The 18,298-nt window shown below is 73.7% G+C and carries 18 protein-coding genes; 9 read left to right on the forward strand and 9 right to left on the reverse strand.

Annotated elements, in window-relative coordinates:
* The first annotated feature begins 15 nt into the window (after positions 1-15).
* Both FH610_RS11305 and FH610_RS11310 read left to right on the forward strand, forming a co-directional pair.
* The gene (locus tag FH610_RS11305; RefSeq protein ID WP_139574277.1) at positions 16-663 is read left to right on the forward strand and encodes an LppX_LprAFG lipoprotein; all 648 of its coding nucleotides are present in this window, start codon (positions 16-18) and stop codon (positions 661-663) included.
* Positions 660-2,240: an MFS transporter gene (locus FH610_RS11310; RefSeq protein ID WP_139574278.1), complete on the forward strand. Its 1,581-nt coding sequence runs from the start codon at positions 660-662 to the stop codon at positions 2,238-2,240. The genes FH610_RS11305 and FH610_RS11310 overlap by 4 nt, the downstream gene beginning before the upstream one ends.
* Before the next feature lie 18 nt (positions 2,241-2,258).
* On the opposite strand, the gene FH610_RS11315 is transcribed toward FH610_RS11310, so the two are convergent.
* Entirely contained in the window at positions 2,259-2,726 is a 468-nt protein-coding gene (locus FH610_RS11315) for a MarR family winged helix-turn-helix transcriptional regulator (RefSeq protein ID WP_139574279.1), read from the reverse strand.
* 62 nt (positions 2,727-2,788) lie between these two features.
* Between FH610_RS11315 and FH610_RS11320 the strand changes: the two genes are divergently transcribed.
* The 3 genes from FH610_RS11320 to FH610_RS11330 all read left to right on the forward strand — a co-directional run bounded on the left by FH610_RS11320 (position 2,789) and on the right by FH610_RS11330 (position 4,401).
* Positions 2,789-3,166, forward strand: a complete 378-nt coding sequence (locus FH610_RS11320; protein WP_139574280.1) for a cupin domain-containing protein — start codon at positions 2,789-2,791, stop codon at positions 3,164-3,166.
* A 93-nt stretch (positions 3,167-3,259) separates the two neighbouring features.
* Positions 3,260-3,676: a cupin domain-containing protein gene (locus tag FH610_RS11325; protein ID WP_139574281.1), complete on the forward strand. Its 417-nt coding sequence runs from the start codon at positions 3,260-3,262 to the stop codon at positions 3,674-3,676.
* 263 nt (positions 3,677-3,939) lie between these two features.
* Positions 3,940-4,401, forward strand: a complete 462-nt coding sequence (locus FH610_RS11330; protein WP_139574282.1) for a DUF6220 domain-containing protein — start codon at positions 3,940-3,942, stop codon at positions 4,399-4,401.
* A 19-nt stretch (positions 4,402-4,420) separates the two neighbouring features.
* Here the strand turns inward: FH610_RS11330 and FH610_RS11335 are convergent, their stop codons facing one another.
* The 4 genes from FH610_RS11335 to FH610_RS11350 all read right to left on the reverse strand — a co-directional run bounded on the left by FH610_RS11335 (position 4,421) and on the right by FH610_RS11350 (position 8,332).
* Entirely contained in the window at positions 4,421-5,068 is a 648-nt protein-coding gene (locus FH610_RS11335; RefSeq protein WP_139574283.1) for a response regulator, read from the reverse strand.
* On the reverse strand, positions 5,059-6,306 hold the full coding sequence (locus FH610_RS11340; RefSeq protein WP_139574284.1) for a sensor histidine kinase: 1,248 nt from the start codon (positions 6,304-6,306) through the stop codon (positions 5,059-5,061). Before FH610_RS11340 ends, FH610_RS11335 begins: the two co-directional genes overlap by 10 nt.
* 71 nt (positions 6,307-6,377) lie before the next feature.
* Positions 6,378-7,055, reverse strand: a complete 678-nt coding sequence (locus FH610_RS11345; protein ID WP_139574285.1) for an alpha/beta fold hydrolase — start codon at positions 7,053-7,055, stop codon at positions 6,378-6,380.
* Between the two features lie 8 nt (positions 7,056-7,063).
* A complete protein-coding gene (locus FH610_RS11350) occupies positions 7,064-8,332 on the reverse strand; it encodes a YbfB/YjiJ family MFS transporter (RefSeq protein ID WP_139574286.1) in 1,269 nt (422 codons plus the stop codon).
* A gap of 79 nt (positions 8,333-8,411) precedes the next feature.
* On the opposite strand from FH610_RS11350, the gene FH610_RS11355 reads away from it, so the two are divergent.
* Positions 8,412-9,011, forward strand: coding sequence for a TetR/AcrR family transcriptional regulator (locus tag FH610_RS11355; protein WP_139574287.1), 600 nt, complete (start codon positions 8,412-8,414; stop codon positions 9,009-9,011).
* Positions 9,012-9,031: 20 nt separating this feature from the next.
* Here FH610_RS11355 and der read toward each other — a convergent pair whose 3' ends face one another.
* From der to FH610_RS11370, 3 genes are all read right to left on the reverse strand, one after another.
* Positions 9,032-10,450, reverse strand: a complete 1,419-nt coding sequence (der, locus tag FH610_RS11360; protein WP_205825697.1) for a ribosome biogenesis GTPase Der — start codon at positions 10,448-10,450, stop codon at positions 9,032-9,034.
* A 156-nt stretch (positions 10,451-10,606) separates the two neighbouring features.
* Positions 10,607-11,254, reverse strand: a complete 648-nt coding sequence (gene cmk / locus FH610_RS11365) for a (d)CMP kinase (protein WP_240808925.1) — start codon at positions 11,252-11,254, stop codon at positions 10,607-10,609.
* A 154-nt stretch (positions 11,255-11,408) separates the two neighbouring features.
* Complete coding sequence (locus FH610_RS11370; protein WP_139574290.1) at positions 11,409-12,053, reverse strand: MerR family transcriptional regulator; 645 nt, start codon at positions 12,051-12,053, stop codon at positions 11,409-11,411.
* 127 nt (positions 12,054-12,180) lie between these two features.
* Between FH610_RS11370 and FH610_RS11375 the strand changes: the two genes are divergently transcribed.
* The 3 genes from FH610_RS11375 (at position 12,181) to FH610_RS11385 (ending at position 17,146) form a co-directional block, all read left to right on the forward strand.
* Positions 12,181-14,361, forward strand: a complete 2,181-nt coding sequence (locus FH610_RS11375) for an MMPL family transporter (protein WP_139574291.1) — start codon at positions 12,181-12,183, stop codon at positions 14,359-14,361.
* A 155-nt stretch (positions 14,362-14,516) separates the two neighbouring features.
* The gene (locus FH610_RS11380; protein ID WP_240808896.1) at positions 14,517-15,689 is read left to right on the forward strand and encodes a MerR family transcriptional regulator; all 1,173 of its coding nucleotides are present in this window, start codon (positions 14,517-14,519) and stop codon (positions 15,687-15,689) included.
* Positions 15,686-17,146 carry an MFS transporter gene (locus FH610_RS11385; RefSeq protein ID WP_139574293.1) on the forward strand — a complete coding sequence of 487 codons (1,461 nt, stop codon included), beginning with the start codon at positions 15,686-15,688 and terminating at the stop codon, positions 17,144-17,146. The genes FH610_RS11380 and FH610_RS11385 overlap by 4 nt, the downstream gene beginning before the upstream one ends.
* Here the strand turns inward: FH610_RS11385 and FH610_RS11390 are convergent.
* Positions 17,103-18,197, reverse strand: a complete 1,095-nt coding sequence (locus tag FH610_RS11390) for a prephenate dehydrogenase (protein WP_139574294.1) — start codon at positions 18,195-18,197, stop codon at positions 17,103-17,105. The two genes, FH610_RS11385 and FH610_RS11390, sit on opposite strands and share 44 nt — an antisense overlap.
* Positions 18,198-18,298 lie beyond the last annotated feature (101 nt).

Consider the following 18,298-nt stretch of genomic DNA (forward strand, 5'->3'; position numbering starts at 1 on the left):
CGCTACGATCCGGCTGTGCGAACAATCCTCGGGCTCGTCGTGGCCGGCCTGCTGCTCGTGACCGCCTGCAGCGCGAAGAGCGAGACGGCCCTGCCGGACGGTCCGGCGTTGCTGAAGCGCTCGGCCGAGGCCATGCGGACGGTCAAGACGGTCGCCTTCACGATCGAGACCAAGGACAAGCCCGCCGTACCGGTCCGGCACGCCGAGGGCAGCCTCACCCGGGAGGGCGACGCCAAGGGCACCCTGCAGATCGAGATCGCGGGACTGCAGGAGATCGAGTTCGTGCTCGTCGGCGACAAGGTCTACTTCAAGGGACCCACCGGCGGCTTCCAGACGATGACCCGGCAGCAGCTCATGGCCCTTTACAACCCCTCCGCCGTGCTGACCGGCGTACCCGACCTGCTGTCCACCGCGAAGGACGTCCAGACGCAGGCGGAGGAGAAGGTCGGCGACGCCGCCGCCTACCGGGTGACGGCCGCGCTGTCGCAGGAGGTGCTGGCCAAGCTGGTCCCCGGCGTGCAGCAGGGGGTCACCGGCACGCTCTGGATCGACAAGGCCACCAGCCGCCTGCTCAAACTCGACCTGCCGCTCACCGGCGGCTCCGTGGCCGTGACCCTCGGGGACTACGACGCCCCCGTGACCATCGCCCCGCCCGCGTCATGACCGACGCCACCGACGCCACCGACGCGGCCGGGCAGACGCGGTCGACCGGGGTCGACCGGCCCGCAACGCGGCACCGGCGTCTCGCCCTGGGCGTCGGCGGCGCCGCCGTGCTGCTCGCCGCGCTCGACGCGTACGTCGTGGTCACCGTGCTCGTGGACGTCGCCGTCGACGTCGGCGTGCCGCTGAACCACCTGGAGCGGGCGACCCCGGTCGTGACCGGGTTCCTGCTCGGCTACGTCGCGGCGATGCCGCTGCTCGGCCGCCTGTCCGACCGGTATGGCAGGCGCGCGCTGATCCACGCCTGCCTGGCCGGGTTCGCCGCCGGTTCCCTCGTCACCGCCCTGGCGGGGAGTATCCCCGCCCTGGTCGCGGGGCGTACGCTCCAGGGCGTCGCGGGCGGCGCGCTGCTGCCGATCACCATGGCCCTCATCGGCGACCTGTGGGACGAGCGCACCCGGCCGGTGGCGCTCGGGGCGGTCGGCGCCGCGCAGGAGCTCGGCAGCGTGCTCGGCCCGCTGTACGGCGCGGGCCTGGCCGCGCTCGCCGGATGGCGCGGCATCTTCTGGGTCAACCTCCCGCTCGCGCTCCTGGCCGCCGTCGCCGTGCAGGCGGCCGTCCCCGGCGGGCGCGAGCCGTACGGCCGGCCCTCCGGCGGGGCGAGCACGGGCAGGGCGAACGGGGAGAAGGCGGACGCGGGGAAGGTGGACGCGGGCGGCGGCGTCCTGCTCGCGCTGGCGCTCGGCCTGCTGGTCGCCGGGCTCTACAACCCCTCCCCCGACACGGCCGTGCTGCCGCCCTGGGGACTGCCGTGCGTGGCGGCCGGGGCGGTCGCGGCGGTGCTGTTCGTGCTGTGGGAGATCCGCTCCCCGGTCCGCCTGCTCGACCTGACGGGCGTGCCCAGGACACCGCTGCTCGCCACGCTGGCGGTGAGCCTGCTGGCCGGGGCGGCGCTGCTGGTCACGCTGGTCGACGTGCAACTCGCCGCGCAGACGCTGCTCGGCAAGGACGCGGTGGGCGGCGCTCTGGTGCTCACCCGGTTCCTCGCCGCGCTGGCGGTCGCGGCGTTCCTCGGTGGGATCCTGGTGCGGCGGTTCGGCGAGCGCCCGGTGGCCGTGGCGGGGATGGCGGTGGCCGCCGCGGGCTACTGGCTTATCTCCCGGTGGCCGCTCGACCTGGCTTCGGCCGGCGTGCGGATGGACGTCGACCTCGTGGTGGCCGGCCTCGGCCTCGGGGTGGTGATCGCCCCGGCCTCGTCGGCGGTGCTGCGCCTGGTCCCGGCGGCACAGCACGGCGTGGCGTCGGCGGCGGTCGTGGTCGCCAGGATGATGGGCATGCTGCTGGGCGTGGCCGCGCTGTCGGCCTGGGGCTTCCACCGGTTCCAGTCGCTCACCGCGCACCTGGACACGCCGCTGCCGTTCGGGGTGGACGCGGCCGAGTACGCCCGCAGGCTCGCGGACTACACGGCGAAGGTCCAGGCGGCGCTGCACGCGGAGTACACCGAGATCTTCCTGATCACGTGCGGTCTGTGCGTGCTCGGCGCGGCCGCGTCCCTGGCCCTGCCCCGCCGCCGCGCCTGATCCCGCCCCCCTGCCGGGTCAGGCGCCGAACCAGCCGGGCACGTCGAGGCGGAAGACGTCCTGCGGCGTCACCTTCCGCAGGTCGGCCTCCAGGTCCCTGAGCCGCTCGTCCCCGATGACGGCGGCCCAGCGCGCCCGCAGGTCGTCGAAGATCCGGGCCGAGCGCGCCAGGACGTCCACCCCCCACGGCGTGAGCCGTACGATCTTGCGGCGCGTGTCGCGGGGGTCGCGGGCGCGCTCCACGTAGCCGAGGCGCTCGAGCGTCTCGATGGTCTTGCCCGCCGCCTGCTTGCTGACGCCCAACGTGCGGCCCAGCTCCACCGCGGTCGTGCCCTCTATGCCGATCGCCTGCATGACGAATCCGTGCATGGGACGGGCGTGCGGATGCCCCTGACGGGCGAGCTCGGCGTGCAGTTCGTCGATGAGAACGCGAAACCCGAGGAAGAGCCGCAGGGGCAGCTCGAAGCCGGGCGGGTCGATTGACACGGATAGACAACCTGGTTCACTATTACCGACAACGACGTTGTCTATCTTAGGAGACGCCGGCGATGTCTGTCATCCGCCATGCCCAATGCCGCAGATCCGAGACTCCGGCCGGGGTCATGACCACCTTCGCCTCGCCCACCCTGGGCGGCGCCACACGGGCCGTGTGGCGCGTCGAGGCGACCCCCGCGACGAGCGGGCCGCTGCACGACTTCGACGCCGAGCAGGTGTGGACGTTCCTCGGCGGCACCGCCACCGTCGAACTCGGCGGCGAGACGTTCACGGTCGCACCCGGCGACACCGTGGTCATGCCGCCCTCGACCCCGCGGCGCGTCACGGCGGGCGCCGATGAGGGCTTCACCGCCGTCGTCACCGCCCCCGGCGGGGCCAGGGCCGTCCTGCCCGACGGCACCGTACACGGCGTGCCGCCCTGGATCGCCTGACCTCTGCCCCTCCACCTTCTCTCACCCTTCCCCCGCGGACCGGCCCGGCGACCCGTCCGGCACCCGGCCCGCCCTCTCACCCAGGAGTCACGCATGCCTGTCATCCGTTCCGCCGACAGCCGCAGGAACACCACTCCCAACGGCGTCATGACCACCCTCGCCTCGCCCACCCAGGGAGGCGCCACCCAGGCCGTCTGGCGGGTGGACATGCCGGCCGGAAACAGCGGTCCCCACCACGCCAGCGACGGCGAGCAGGTGTGGACCTTCCTCACCGGCGGCGCGACCGTCGAACTCGACGGCGAGACCGTCGCCGTCGAGGCCGGAGACACCGTCGTCATGCCCGCCGACGTGAGCCGCCGGGTGCACGCCGGCGCGGAGTCCGGCTTCAGCGCCATCGTGGCGGCGCCGGCCGGCTGCGAGGTCTACAACCCCGGCGGAATGACCGCCGCGGACGCCTGCGACCTCGCGCCCAAGGGGACCGACCGGCTCGTGCCGCCCTGGGTCCGCTGACGGGCCCGCGCCCGCGCGTCTGCGGGCGCGGGTTCGACCGGCGGACCCACAGGCCGCCTCTGGCGGAGCGGCAGGCCGGACACCCCTGACAGGGCGGATCGGGTCTCGCGGGCTTCCTGTGGGCGAACTTCCCGGTGGGCGGGGGCGGATGTCCCGGGTGCCCGGGACACGGACGGTCCACCATTGCGGCGTACCGTTCCGGCTCTCGCCACCGCCCCGCAGAACCCCCGGGGCTCACCCCTTTCCGACTGAGGAGGCCCCGTATGCGTAAGGCGTTCTTCGGCTTCGCCGTTCTGCAGCTCGTCGTCGTGCTCGCCCAGTTCTACCTCGCCACGTTCGGCGCGTTCGAGGCCCCGCACCCGGCGCCGGGCGATCCGGACGCCGCCATCAACCACCACGTCACGAACGGCTCGCTGGTGATCCCGCTCGTCTCGCTACTGACCGCGATCACGGCCCTGGCCGCCCGCGCGGGCGGCAAGGTCGCGGGCCTGTCGATCCTGCCGTTCGTGCTGGCGGCGGTGCAGCTGTTCGTGATCTTCCCGCTGGCGGAGCTCGCCGGCACGACGGACACCGCGACGACCACGGCCGGCCTGGTCGTCATGGGCTTCCACGCCCTCGACGGCGTGGCGATCCTCGCCGTGGCCGTCGTTGTCGTGCGGCGGGCCCGCGCCCTGGTCAAGGGCGTGCCGGTCGCGGCGTCCGCCGGCGCGCACGTGGCGGCGTGACCACCGCACGGCCGTGCGGTCAGGAGCGGAGGTAGGCCAGCACCGCGAGGACGCGGCGGTGCTGGTCGCCGTCCTCGGCGTACAGGCCGAGCTTGGTGAAGATGCCGCGGATGTGCTTTTCCACCGCGCCCTCGGTGACGACGAGGCGGCGGGCGATCGCGGGGTTCGACCTGCCCTCGGCCATCAGCGACAGGACCTCGCGTTCACGCGGCGTCAGCGACGCCAGCGGGTCGTCCCGCCGCCGCCGCACCATCAGCTGGGCGACGACCTGGGGGTCGAAGACCGTCCCCCCCGCGGCGACCCGCCGCAGGCCGTCCATGAACTCCTCGACGTCGACCACGCGGTCCTTCAGCAGGTAGCCGACCGCCCCGCGAGCGTCGGCCAGCAGGTCGTCCGCGTACGACACCTCGACGTACTGCGAAAGGATCAGCACGGGCGTGCCCGGCACCTTCTCCCGCGCCTCGACGGCGGCGCGCAGGCCCTCGTCGGTGAACGTCGGCGGCATCCGCACGTCGACCACCGACACGTCGGGCCGGTGGGCGACGACGGCCTTGACCAGGTCATCCCCCGTGCCCACGGTCTCGACGACCTCGCAGCCGAACTCCTCCAGCAGGCGGACGAGCCCCTCCCGGATGAGGACGGCGTCGTCGGCCACCACTACGCGCACGGAACCTCCGCCGTGATCAGTGTCGGCCCGCCCGCCGGCGACCGCACCGACAACTCGCCGTCGACGGCCCGCAGCCGGTCGGCCAGGCCGGACAGGCCGTGTCCCTTGGCGACGTGTGCGCCGCCGACCCCATCATCCCCGATCGTGAGGATGAGCGTGTCGCCGATCCTGGTCAGCCCGACCGAGCAGGACGTCGCCCTGCTGTGCTTGGCCACGTTGGTGAGCGACTCGGCGGTCACGAAGTAAATCGTGTTCTCGATGAGCGCGGGATACCGCTCGACCGTCTGGACGTCCAGCTCAACGGGCACCGTGCAGCGGCCCGCCAGGGCGGCGAGCGCCGGCGCGAGGCCGCGGTCGGCCAGGATCGGCGGGGCGATGCCGCGCGACAGCGCCCGCAGCTCGTCCAGGGTCTCCCGGGTGGCGCTGATGGCCTTGCCGATCGTGTCGTGCGCGGCCGTGGCGTCCTTCCGCAGTTCCCGCTGGGCCCGCGACAGCTCCATCGCCAGATGGACCAGGCGCTGCTGGGGTCCGTCGTGGATGTCGCGCTCCAGGCGGCGCAGCGCGTTCGCCTCCGCGTGGGCGGCGGCGTGACGGCCCTCGGTGAGGTCGTCGATGCGCTCCTGCAGCTCGGCGACGCCGGTCAGCAGCGCCCGGCCCAGCGACGCCTTGATCAAGGCGCAGGAGCGGACGACCGGATAGAGGGTGATCGCGGCGACCACCCCGATCGCACAGTAGAAGACACTGTTGATCACGTAACCCTGGCCGAGGCCGAGGAGCTCGGGCAGCTCGGTGTTGCCGGGGATGTTCGAGGTGATCCAGCCGTACAGCGGATAGGTCAGCCCGGCGATTGCCAGCGCCCACCAGGTGACGGTCACGCAGAACGCGACGATCGCGACCGGGAAGGCCAGCAGCGCGTGCAGCACGTCGAGCCAGGGCTGGCCCCCGGCGAGCGGGGTGACGGTCTTCCGGAACACGCCCGCCCCCGGCGGCGATGTGGGATATCGCGGCCGGGGCACGTCCCTGCCCAGCACCGCACGCATGCGGAGCCGTTCGACGTCGCCCATCCCCCGGGCGATGAGGAGGGTGAGAGCGAGGACGGGCACGCCCAGCCAGACCACCAGCAGGCCGGTACCGGCCGACAGGCCGGCCACCGTGAGGCAGAACGTGATGATCGCGAGGGGGAACCCCACGAGGATATAGACCGTGTCGCCGCCGAGGCGGGAGAAGAATCGGCGCATGTCCCCAACGCTATTGACCCGCCCGCCGCAGATCGATCCGGCGGGCGGCAGTCCCGGGGGTAGGGCAGTCCCTACCAACGGGCTCCGGCGGCCTCGACCAGGATCTTGAGCAGGTCCTCCGGGGCGTCGCGCATGAGGTTGTGCCCGCCGTCCAGCGCGTACGTCGTCCACGCGGGGTCCTCGCGCAGCCGCTCGTACGTCGGGGTGAAGGGAGACTCGCCCTGCCAGCCCGCCGCGTACACGTAAGTTCGGCGCCCGATGCGCGTGGGGTCGCCGGTCAGCCGGAGCGGCTGGAGCAGCGAGGCGATCGGGTGGGGGGTGGCCCGGGGGTCGAAGAACGGCAGCGGTCGCGTCGCGTAGCCGGTCTCCACCACGTCGGCGTACCACTGCCGTTCCCGGTCGGAGACCAGGCTCCAGCAGGAGTCGCCGTCCCCCGGCACGACGGCGTCCAGATAGACCAGACCGGCCACCCGGCCGGGCAGGCGGTCGGCGACGCCGGTGATCACCATTCCCCCGTAGCTGTGGCCGACCAGCACGGCGTCCCGGACGTCCTCGGCCTCCAGCACCCCGGTGACGTCCCGGATGTGCGTGTCGAGGTTCACCGCGCCGTCCAGCAGGTGGGCGCGTTCGGCGAGCCCGGTCAACGTCGGCGCGACGGCCCGGTGCCCGTGGTGGCGCAGCCCCTCGCACAGCTCGCGGAAACACCAGCCGCCGTGGCACATGCCGGGGATCAGGACAAACGTGGTCATGCTGGACCTCACCATCTCGTGGACGCTTCAGCGTCGGGTGTCTTCTCGGCCGAACCCGCTCCGGCCCGGCGGGAGGGATTCGCGAACGCCGCGATCACAGCCGCGGCGGCGCACAGGATCGCGGTCCACGCCAGGGCGGCGGCGGTCGAGGTGTGGTCGGCGACGAGTCCGGCGAGCCACGGGCCCGCGGTCTGCCCGCCCGCGAAGATCGTGGTGAACGCCGCCAGGGTGGCCGTCCAGTCGGCGGGCGGGGTGTTCGCCTTGATGAGAGCGGTGACGGCGGCGGGCACGCCCATGAACGTCGCCCCATAGAGGATCGCGGAGGCGAGGATGACCGGCGGCGCGGGCGCCGCCATCGCCAGCGCCGCGCCACCGCCCAGGAGACCGAGCAGCACGGCCAGGGCCCGGGTGCCGGGCCACTCCGCGGTCGGACGGCTCCACAGCGCGGGCGCCGCCACCACGGCCAGGCCGAGCGCCGTCCAGGTGAGCACCACCTGCCCGAGCGGCGCGTGCCGGTCGGCCAGGTAGGCGGACAGGAAGGTGATGTAGGTGATGTAACCGGCGGCGAACAGCAGGTAGGCCAGGGCGATCCCCCACAGTGGCCGCACGTGGACCCGCCCGGCGGTGGCGGCCTGCGCCTCTCCCCCCGCCTGCGCCTCCTCTCCCGCCTGCGCCTCCTCCCCCACCTGCGCCTCCTCGTCGGCCCGGGCGGCGGTCCAGCTCAGCAGCGCCGCCAGCCCGGCGGCCACGCCCAGGCCGGCCCAGGCCAGGTGAAGGTGGTCGCCCAGCGGCGGGATGCCGGCGCCGGCGACCACGATGCCCAGCCCGGCGCCCGCGAAGTACACGGTGATGGGCGTCCCGGAGGCGGCGCGGGCGGCGAGGCGCGACGCGATGACGCCGCCGGTGACGAACACCGCGGCGCCCGCCACCCCGGCGGCGGCTCTCGCCGCCAGCAGCACCGAATAGGCGTCGCTCGTCGCGGTGACCGCCAGCGCCAGCGCGGTGAGGACCATGCCCCACCGGAAGGTGACCGCCGTGCCCAGGCGGCGTACGACGACCGCGGTCACCAGCGCGCCGAGCAGATAGCCCAGCCCGTTCGCGGCGCTCATCGCCCCTGCTTCGGCCAGGGACCAGTGCAGTTCGTCCCGCATCGCCGGAAGGAGCAGCCCGTACGCGAAACGCGCCAGCCCGAGCGCCGACGCGGTGCCGAGAGCCAGCCGCGCCGCCGGCCACGTCCCGCGCCGGGCCGGGGTGCCGATGGCGAGGAGGTCGGACATGACGGACTCCCAGAGATCGAACCGATCGGTACGATCTCGGAGCGTAGCAGTGCATCGAACCGATCGGTACCATCTGGGTATGCCGGTTCCCAAGGGCTCGACGATCGACCCGGAGCGCACCCGCGCCGCCATCCTGGAGGCGGCCACCACCGTGCTGTACGAGCGCGGGCTCGACGGCGTCGGCGTCGCCGAGCTGTGCGCCCTCGTCGGGGTGTCGAAGGAGACGCTCTATCGGCACTTCGGCACGAAGGACGGCCTCGTGGAGGCCATGCTCCGGGCCCGCAGCGAACGGGTGAGCCGCTGGCTGGCCGAGGCCGCCGCGGCGGCCGGGGACGACCCTCACGACCAGCTCGCCGCGGTGTTCGACACGCTGGGCGAGTGGTACGAGGACCCGGCCTTCCGCGGCTGCGCGATGGTGAACGCGGCGACCCAGCATCACGTCGAGGCCGTGCGCGCCGTCACCACGCGCCACCTCGACCGATACCTCGACCTGCTGACCGGCATCGCCGAGCGCGCCGGAGCCGCCGATCCGCCCCTCCTGGGACGCCAGTTGCTCATGCTGGTCGAAGGCGCCACCGTCGTCGCCGCGCACCACGGCACGGCCGGCACGGGCGAGCAGGCCCGCCAGGCGGCGCTCGCCCTGCTGTCGGCCGCCGCCCGGACCGGCGGCGGAGACTGACGCCCCGGGCCGGCCGCGGGTTACTTCTTCTTGCGCTTCTCGCGGATCTTCATCGTCACCTCGATCGGAGAGCCCGCGAAGCCGAACTCCTCGCGGATGCGGCGCTCGAGGAACCGGCGGTAGGTCTCCTCCAGGAACGCCGAGGTGAACAGCACGAACTTCGGCGGCTCCGTGGACGCCTGGGTGGCGAACAGGATCTTCGGCTGCCGGCCGCCGCGCACCGGCGGCGGAGTGGCCTGCAGCAGCTCGGTGAGGAACTGGTTGAGCCGGGCCGTCGGCACCCGCGTGCCCCACGAGTCCAGGGCCCGTTCGATGGCCGGGGCCAGCTTCTCGACGTGGCGGCCGGTCTTCGCCGAGATGTTCACCCGCAGCGCCCAGGGCGTGCGGACGAGCTGCCGGTCGATCTCCTTCTCCAGGTAGTACCGCCGGTCCTCGTCGACCAGGTCCCACTTGTTGAACGCGACCACCATGGCCCGGCCCGACTCGATGACCAGGCCGAGGATTCGCAGGTCCTGCTCGGTCAGCACCTCGGAGGCGTCGATCAGCACGACCGCGACCTCCGCCCGCTCCAGCGCGGCCCGCGTGCGCATCGCCGCGTAGAAGTCCGCGCCCTTCAGCTCGCGGTCCCGCCGCCGGATGCCGGCCGTGTCGATGAACCGGTACGTCGTGCCGCCCAGCTCGATCAGCTCGTCGACCGGGTCGCGGGTGGTGCCGGCCATCGGGTCGACGAGCACCCGCTCCTCCCCGGCGAGCTTGTTGAGCAGCGACGACTTGCCCACGTTGGGCTTGCCGAGGAGGGCGATCCGGCGCGGGCCCCGCCGCTCGCCGAACGTCTGCGGCGGCGTCTCGGGCAGCGCGTCGAGCACGATGTCGAGCAGGTCGCCGCTGGCGCGGCCGTGCAGGGCGGAGACGGGGTGCGGCTCGCCCAGGCCGAGCGACCACAGCCCGGTCGCCTCCAGCTCCATCTGCTGGTTGTCGACCTTGTTGGCGGCCAGCACGACCGGCTTGCCCGAGCGGCGCAGGACCGCGCCGACGGCCTCGTCGGAGTCGGTGACCCCGACGCTGGCGTCCACCACGAAGAGGATCACGTCGGCCAGCTCGGCCGCGATCTGCGCCTGCTCGGCGATGCGCAGGGCCATACCGGTCGCGTCGGGGTCCCAGCCGCCGGTGTCGACCAGCGTGAACCGCCGGCCCCGCCAGGTCGCCTCGTACGTGACCCGGTCGCGGGTCACGCCGGGCACGTCCTCCACGACCGCCTCACGACGGCCGATGATGCGGTTGACCAGTGTCGACTTGCCGACATTGGGGCGCCCCACCACGGCGACGACCGGCAGCGGGCCCGAGTCGGGCTCCCGCTCCGCCTCCTCCGTGGAAAGCTCGGCGAGCTCGGCCTCGATCCAGCCGCCCTCGTCCTCGTCGTACTCCCCCGTCACGTCCATACCCTGCCTCATCGGCTCTTCCCGTTCTCCCCGGCCTCCCGTGAGGCCTCCCGGCGGACCGCTTCCGGGGCCGGGCTCGTTCGTACGTCGCACCGCGCGGCCCACTCCGGCGCGGCGGACGCGGCGCGGGAAGCGGTCAGGCGGTGCGTGCGGGCGTCAGACCCGCTCCTTGACGAGCCGGAGCACCTCGGCGATCACCTCGTCCAGGTCCAGCGGCGTCGTGTCCAGTTCCACCGCGTCCGCGGCCATCGCCAGCGGGTCGGCCTTGCGCGTCGAGTCGAGGGCGTCGCGCCGGGCCATCGCGGCCCTCTGCGCCTCCACGGTCGTCCCGTCCAGCTCGGCAGTACGGCGCAGGGCGCGCGCCTCGGCGCTCGCCGTGAGGTAGATCTTGACGGGCGCGTCCGGCGCGACCACGGTGCCGATGTCGCGGCCCTCGACCACGATCCCGCCGCCAGGCAGGGACTCGGCGATGATCTCCCGCTGCAGGGCCACCAGCCGGTGGCGCACCTCGGGCACGGCGCTCACGGCCGACACCGCGCCGGTCACCTCGGGGCCGCGGATCGGCCCGTTGACGTCGACGCCGTCCACGGTGACGCCCGGCGCGTCAGGGTCGGTGCTCATCACGAGTGTGGGCTCGGCGGACCTCGCGGCGATCTCGGCGGCGTCCTCCAGGTTCACGCCCTGATCAAGCATCCACCAGGTGACCGCGCGGTACATGGCGCCCGTGTCGAGGTATCGCAGGCCCAGCGCCCGCGCGACGCCTCGCGAGGCACTCGACTTGCCCGATCCCGAGGGACCGTCCATGGCGACGACCAGACCCGACACCGGCTCTCCTTCTCCCCTTCGAATCGTCGTCCCCGAGGCTACCGGGATACCGCCGGAAAGCATGCATCGGCGACGGGACAGGGCCTCCCGCGCGATCACCTCGGGCTCGCCGGCCGCACCCGCGAGACGGCTCTCAGGCGGTCTCCTCGGTGGTCCCGCCGATCAGCCGGGCCGCCTGCGCCTCCTGGGCCAGGCGGCGCAGGGAGGCGATCACGGGGTCGCCGAGAGCGGTCCAGATCACGATCGCCTCGGCCATGGCGTGCAGGTCGCCCCGCCGGCTGATCGCCCGCACCTCCGTGTCCGCCAGGTGCTCGGCGGTCTCGGCGTAGGTCTCCAGCAGGTCCAGGTAGTCGTCCTCACCGAGGCGCCGCAGGGTCGCCAGCGCGTCGGCCAGCGTCCGCCTGGCCGGATTGCCCGGCTTGACCTGCCAGCCCCGCCGGGCGATCAACTCGTCGACCTGCGCTGCGGCCTCGTCCCAGACGTCGTCCTCGGCGCGTTCCCTGGGCGGGGTCAGCGCGTACTGCGCCTTGCCGAGCACGTCGAACTCCGAGATGCCGGAGGAGAAGATCAGCGCGAGCGCCTCGCGGGCCGAGGCCACCGGCAGCCCGCCGACCTCGACCAGCGCCCTGGCCAGCCGAAGCCGCCTGACGTGCTCCTCGCCGTACCGCGCCTGGTTGGGGCCGGTCCGCTCTCCCTGCGGGACCAGCCCCTCCCGCATGTAGTACTTGATGGTGGGGATCGGGACCCCGGTCCGCCTGCTCAGCTCCGCGATCCGCATGTCCCTCTCCCTCGCCGCACCCTCACAGGATAGGCCCGGGGCTTGCCCGCACCCACGGATATGGATAGCGTCGCTATCGATCAATTATGGATAGTGGCACTCTCTACTATTGAAATGGGGGAAGCGCATGTTCGGCGCTCTGGGCCGCTTCGCGGTCCGTCACCGTCGCCTGATCCTGCTGGGCGCGCTGCTGTTCACCGTGGTCGCGGGCGCGTGGGGAGTCGGCGTCTTCGGCCGCCTCGGTGGCGGCGCGGGCTTCGACGACCCCGGCAGCCCGTCCTCGCACGCCGACCGGCTGCTCGCCGGTCCGCTGGGCCGTCACACGGCCGACGTCGTCGTCCTGTACGAAAGCGACCGCCTCACCGTGGACGACCCCGCCTTCGCCGGGCCCGTACGCCGGGCCCTCGACGCGCTCCCCCGTCAGGGCATCGTGCGGCTGGAGTCGTACTGGTCGACCGGCTCGCCCGGCTTCGTGTCGGAGGACCGGCACGCGACGTACGTCACCGTGCAGTTCCGCTCCCCCGACGACCAGGAGCGCGTACGAGCCCTGCGCGGCATCCGGGACAGGTTCGAGGTCGAGGGCCCGGCCGTGCGGTTCGGCGGCATCACCGCGATGACCGACCAGGTCAACAGCACGATCGCGCACGACATCGGCCTGGCCGAGGCGATCTCGGTTCCGATCCTGCTGATCCTGCTGGCGGTGGTCTTCCGCAGCCTCATGGCGGCGGCGCTGCCCCTGGCCGTCGGCGTGGTCGCCGCGCTCGGCACGATGGCGGTGCTGCGCCTGGTCACGCTGGTCGCCGACGTCTCGACGTTCGCCATCCAGGTCGTCACGGTGCTCGGCCTCGGCCTGGCGATCGACTACGCGCTGCTCGCGGTCACCCGGTTCAGGGAGGAGCTCGGCAGGGGCGCGTCCGTCGCGACGGCGGTGGAACGGACGACGGCCACGGCCGGCCGGACGATCGCGTTCTCCGGCGCGGTCGTGGCGCTGTCGTTCGCGGGCCTCGCGGTGTTCCCTTCGCGGTTCCTGCTGTCGATGGCGTACGCGGGCGCCGCCACGGTCGTCCTGGCCGTGCTGACCTCCCTCACCGTGCTGCCCGCGCTGCTGGCGGCCCTCGGCCGACGGGTCGGCCAAAGGGGGCTCGGCCGGCAGGCCGGCCAAAGGGGGCTGGGCCGCGCCCGGCCCGCCGCCTCCGGCGCGCGGTGGTATCGCCTGGCCCACGCCGTCATGCGGCGGCCCCTCGCGAGCGCGCTCGCCGTCGTCGCGGCGCTCGTGGCGCTCGGCCTGCCGTTCCTCGGCGTGAACTGGGCCAGGCCCGGCGACTGGGTGCTGCCCTCCGGCGCCGACGCGCGCGCCGTGACCCGGGAACTGGCCGAGCGCTTCACCGCCGACCCCGCCAAGATCGTGACGGCCGTCGTCGAGGCGCCGCGCGCCCTGGACAGGGCGGCGCTGGACGGCTACGCCGCCCGCCTGGACGCCGTGTCCGGAGTGGAGAGCGCGGCCGTCACCGGGACCACCGGCGCTCTCGCCAGGATCACCCTCGGCTACGCGATGGACCCGATGTCTCGCGCGGCCGTGCGGATGGTCGAGGACCTGCGGGCCGTGCCGCCTCCGGCCGGGGCCGTCGCGTCGTTCACCGGGATGCCCGCCTCACGGGTGGACATCGTGGACATGGTCGTCACCCGCCTGCCGTGGATGGCGCTGTTCGTGGCCGTCGTGTCGATCGCCCTGATGTTCCTGGCGTTCGGTTCGGTGATCCTGCCGATCAAGTCGGTGCTGCTGAACCTGTTGTCGCTGTCGGCGTCCTTCGGCGCCATCAAGCTGATCTTCCAGGACGGCCGGCTGGCCGGGCTGCTCGGCTTCGAGCCCGTCGGGGCCGTCGACGTGAACTTCCCCGTGCTGATCGTTGCGATCGCCTTCGGGCTGGCGATGGACTACGAGATGTTCCTCCTGTCGCGCGTACGCGAGGAGCGCGAGCGCGGGGCCGATCCCGCGGAGGCGATGGCGCGCGGGCTGGCCAGGACGGCCGGGGTGGTCACCAGCGCCGCCCTCCTCGTCGCCGTGTCCGTCGCGGGCTTCGCCTTCTCCAGCGTGACGATCATGAAGATGATCGGCGTGGGCCTGGTGATCGCGGTCGCCGTGGACGCGACGATCGTGCGCGGCCTGCTGGTGCCTGCCACCATGCGGCTGCTCGGCGAACGGGCGTGGTGGGCGCCCCGGCCCCTGGCCCGATGGTGGCGGCGGCACGGCCTGCCGGAGCACGCTCCCGCGGTACCCTGCCCCGAGGAGGCGGTCCCCAGCCTCTGAGGTCGGGCCTTCCGCGCGCCGGTTCCGCGCTCGCTCCGCGCTCGTTCCGGGCCCCCGCGCATCCTCCTGTAGCTTCCTCCGCGTGTTGACCTTGCCCCTGGGTGAAGCCCCAGCATCGTCGGCACCGGCCATGGCGGCCGGGACGAGGAGGAGTGGTGCGGGAGCTGCTGACCATCGGGACGTTCGCACGGGCCGCCCGGCTGTCGCCCAAGGCGCTACGGCTGTACGACGAGGTCGGGCTGCTGCGGCCGGCCGCGGTGGACGGCGAGTCGGGATACCGCTACTACGACCCGGCCCAGCTGGAGCGGGCCCGCCTGATCGCCTGGTTGCGGCGGCTCGGCATGCCGCTGGCGCGCATCCGGCGGGTGTGCGACCTGCCCGTGCCGGACGCGGCCGAGGAGGTGGCCGCCTATTGGCGGCACGTCACGGCCGAGACCGAGGCCCGGGGCCGGCTCGCCGCCTTCCTCGTCGACCACCTGTCGGGAAGGGGCAGCACCGTGAAGGACACCACGACCATGCCGGGGATCCGTTACGCCGCCCGGTCGGAGCCGGGACCGGTGCGGACGAGCAACGAGGACGTCGCGTACGCCGGCGAGCGGTTGCTGGCGGTGGCCGACGGGATGCGCGGCCCGGGCGGCGACCGCGCCGGCGCGGCGGCCGTCGACGCGCTCAAGCGCCTGCAGACCCTGTCCGTGCTCCCCGAGGACCTGCTCGGCGCGCTCGCCGACGCCGTCGGCGACGCCGAGCGGGCGATCCGGGACATCGCCGCCTCGACACCCTCGGGAGAGGCGGTCACCACGCTGACCGCGCTCGTGTGGTCCGGGTCGCGGCTGGCGCTGGTGCACATCGGCGACAGCCGGGCGTACCTCTTCCGCGACGGGGGACTGTTCCAGATCACCCACGACCACTCGTATGTGCAGTCGTTGATCGACGAGGGCCGGCTCACCCCGGAGGAGGCCGTCTCCCACCCCCGGCGCTCGCTTCTGGTACGCGCGCTGACCGGCACAGGATCGTCCCTGCCTGATCTGTCGATGCACGAGGCCGTCCCCGGCGACCGTTACCTGCTCTGCACGGACGGCCTGCCGGGTGTCGTGCCGGTCGGCGTGCTGCGCGAGACGCTCGCCGGTCCCGGCGGTCCGCGGCAGGTCGCCGACGAGCTGATCGACCGGGCGTACGCCGCCGGCGCCCCCGACAACGTGGCCTGCGTGGTCGCCGACGTGGTGGCCGACGTGGTGGCCGACACCGCGGCAGACAACGCGGCTGACACGGTGGCTGACACGGCGGCGGAGGGATCCCCGGCCGCCGGCGACGGCGGGGCCGCGCGATGAGCGCCACGACGGTGCGGCCGCCCCGTTCCTCCACCTGTTCCTCCAGGCCGGCCTCCGCGTGGGCCTTCACCGTCGACTGCAGGCCGCTGGCCATCCCCGCGTTCCGCCGGATGTGGGCCGCCTCGGTGATCTGCGCTGTGGGCGGGTCCTTCAGCGTGGTCGCGGTGCCGACGCAACTGTTCACGGTCACCGGCTCGTCGGCGGCCGTGGGAGCCGCCGCGGGGGTGTCGTTCGCAGCGCTGGTCGCGGCGGCGGTGTGGAGTGGCGCCCTCGCCGACGTGATGGACCGGCGGACGATGCTGCTCGCCGCCGACCTCGGCCTGGCGCTGACGTACGCGGCGCTGTGGCTCCAGGCGGTCCTGGGTGGCCGCTCCGTCCCCGTCCTGCTGGTGGCGGTGGCCTTCCAGGGGCTGACCTACGGGACGGTCCTGACGACGACGGGGGCCACCGTGCCCCGCCTCGTCCCGGCCGAGTTGCTGCCGGCGGCCAACAGCCTCAGCTCGCTGGTCCGCTACGGCGGGTCGGTCCTGGGGCCGATGCTCGCCGGTGTGCTGGTCCCGGTTGCAGGGCTCGGCACGCTGTACCTGTTCGACGCCGTCGCGCTGCTCGCCGTGGTGTGGGCGGTCGCCATGCTGCCGCCGCTGCCGCCCACTCCCGCCGCGGGCACGGCAAAGGGCGGCCGAGGAGCCTCGGCGGCCGGCCGGACGCTGGCCGGGTTCCGATACCTGGCGGCCGACAGGCTGCCGGTGGCGGTGCTGGCCGTGGACCTCGCGGCCATGGTCTTCGGCATGCCGTCGGCGCTGTTTCCCGAGCTGGCCCGTCACGTCTTCGGCGGCACGGCCGGGGGTGGCACGGAGACGGGACTGCTCTACGCGGCCTACCCCGCCGGGGTCTTCGCGGCCGGGCTGCTGTCGGGCACGTTCACCCGCGCGCGGCGCCACGGCGCATTCGTGGCGGGCGCCGCCGTCGCGTGGGGGATCGCCGTCGTGCTCGTCGGCCTGGCCGCCGAGCTGTGGATCGCGCTGGCGGCGCTCGTGCTCGGCGGCGCGGTCAACTTCGTGCTGAGCACATTCCGCACCACGATCATTCAGGCGCACACCGGCGACGCCGTACGCGGGCGCGTGCAGGGCGCGCTCACCGTCGTGCTGGTCGGAGGGCCGCAGATCGCGAATCTGCTGCACGGGTCTGCCGGCGCCGCGTTGCACGGTTTCACGAGCGCGCCCCTGCACGACACCGCGGGCGCGTTGTCCGGCCCGCGCATCGTCATCTGTGCGGGCGGGCTGCTCACCGTGGTCACCGTGTCGGCGATCGCCTGGGCGATCCCCGACCTGCGCCGCTACATCGCCCCCGCTCCCGCCACCGCCCCGGGGCCGGTGGCCGGTCTGACATCACCGGCCTCACCGGGAGACCGGGTCAGCCCGGCACCTGCCAACCGCGCTCGCGCAGGCCGTGGGTGAGCGCTTCCGCCGCCTCCGGGCGGACGTACAGTTCGGCCGCGCCGAGCTCCAGTCCGGTGGCGTGCTCCAGGCGGATGTCCTCGATGTTGACGCCCGTCTCGCCCGCGGCCTGGACCAGGCGGGCCAGCTCGCCGGGACGGTCGCCGATGAGCACCTGGACCACCGCGTACGTCCGCGCCGGACCGCCGTGCTTGCCGGGGATCCTGCCGGTCCCCCGCACGCCGCGCGACAGGAGGTCGGTGACCTGCCCCATGGCCGCTCCGTCGCCCGCCAGCGCGCGAAGCGACCGGGCGGCGGCGCTCAGGTCGTCCACGAGCGCCTCCAGCACCTCGGCGACGGGCAGCGCGTTGCCCTCGAGGATGCCGGTCCACAGCGCGGGATCGCTGGCGGCGATGCGGGTCACGTCGCGCACGCCCTGCCCCGACAGCCCGAGCGCCGTCTCCGACGCCTCCGCCAGCCGGGCCGCCACCGCGGCGGCCGTCACGTGCGGGGCGTGTGAGACGACCGCGACGGCGCGGTCGTGCTCGGCCGCGTCCACCCGAACGGCGTTGCCCCCGCACAGCGAGATCAGCCGCTCCACCGCGGCCACCGCCCGCGGGGACGCCTCGTCCGTCGGGCAGTACGCCCACGGACGGCCGAGGAACAGGTCGGCGCGGGCCGCCGCCGGGCCGGACCGCTCGCGGCCCGCCAGCGGATGCCCCGCGACGTACGTCGTCAGGTCGCAGCCGAGCTGGGCGGCCTGGGCCAGCGGGAGCGCCTTCACGCTGGCCACGTCGGTGTAGAAGCGGGCGCTGTCGCGCTTTTGCAGGTCGAGCAGTTGCTGCGCGACGAACTGGGGCGGCACGGCGACGACCGCGAGATCCGCCCGCTGCTCACCGGTCCAGTCCTCCCCCGCGCCCAGTTCACGCGCGAGCCGTACGGCTCCCGCGTCCCGGTCGGCCAGGAAGACCCGCACGTCCCGCTGCCGCAGCGCCAGTGCGATCGACGTGCCGATGAGGCCCGTCCCGACAACGACCACACTGCCGATCCCGGCGTCCTCGATGGGAGTCATCGTGCTCTTCCTGCCGTCGCCGTCCCCAGGTGCGCTGTCCCGCGACGGATGTCTCGTGGGTGGATTGTGATGGTTCGCCGGCCCCGCCGTCCCGGCATGGT

Source organism: Microbispora catharanthi, assembly GCF_006334915.2.
Lineage (GTDB): Bacteria > Actinomycetota > Actinomycetes > Streptosporangiales > Streptosporangiaceae > Microbispora > Microbispora catharanthi.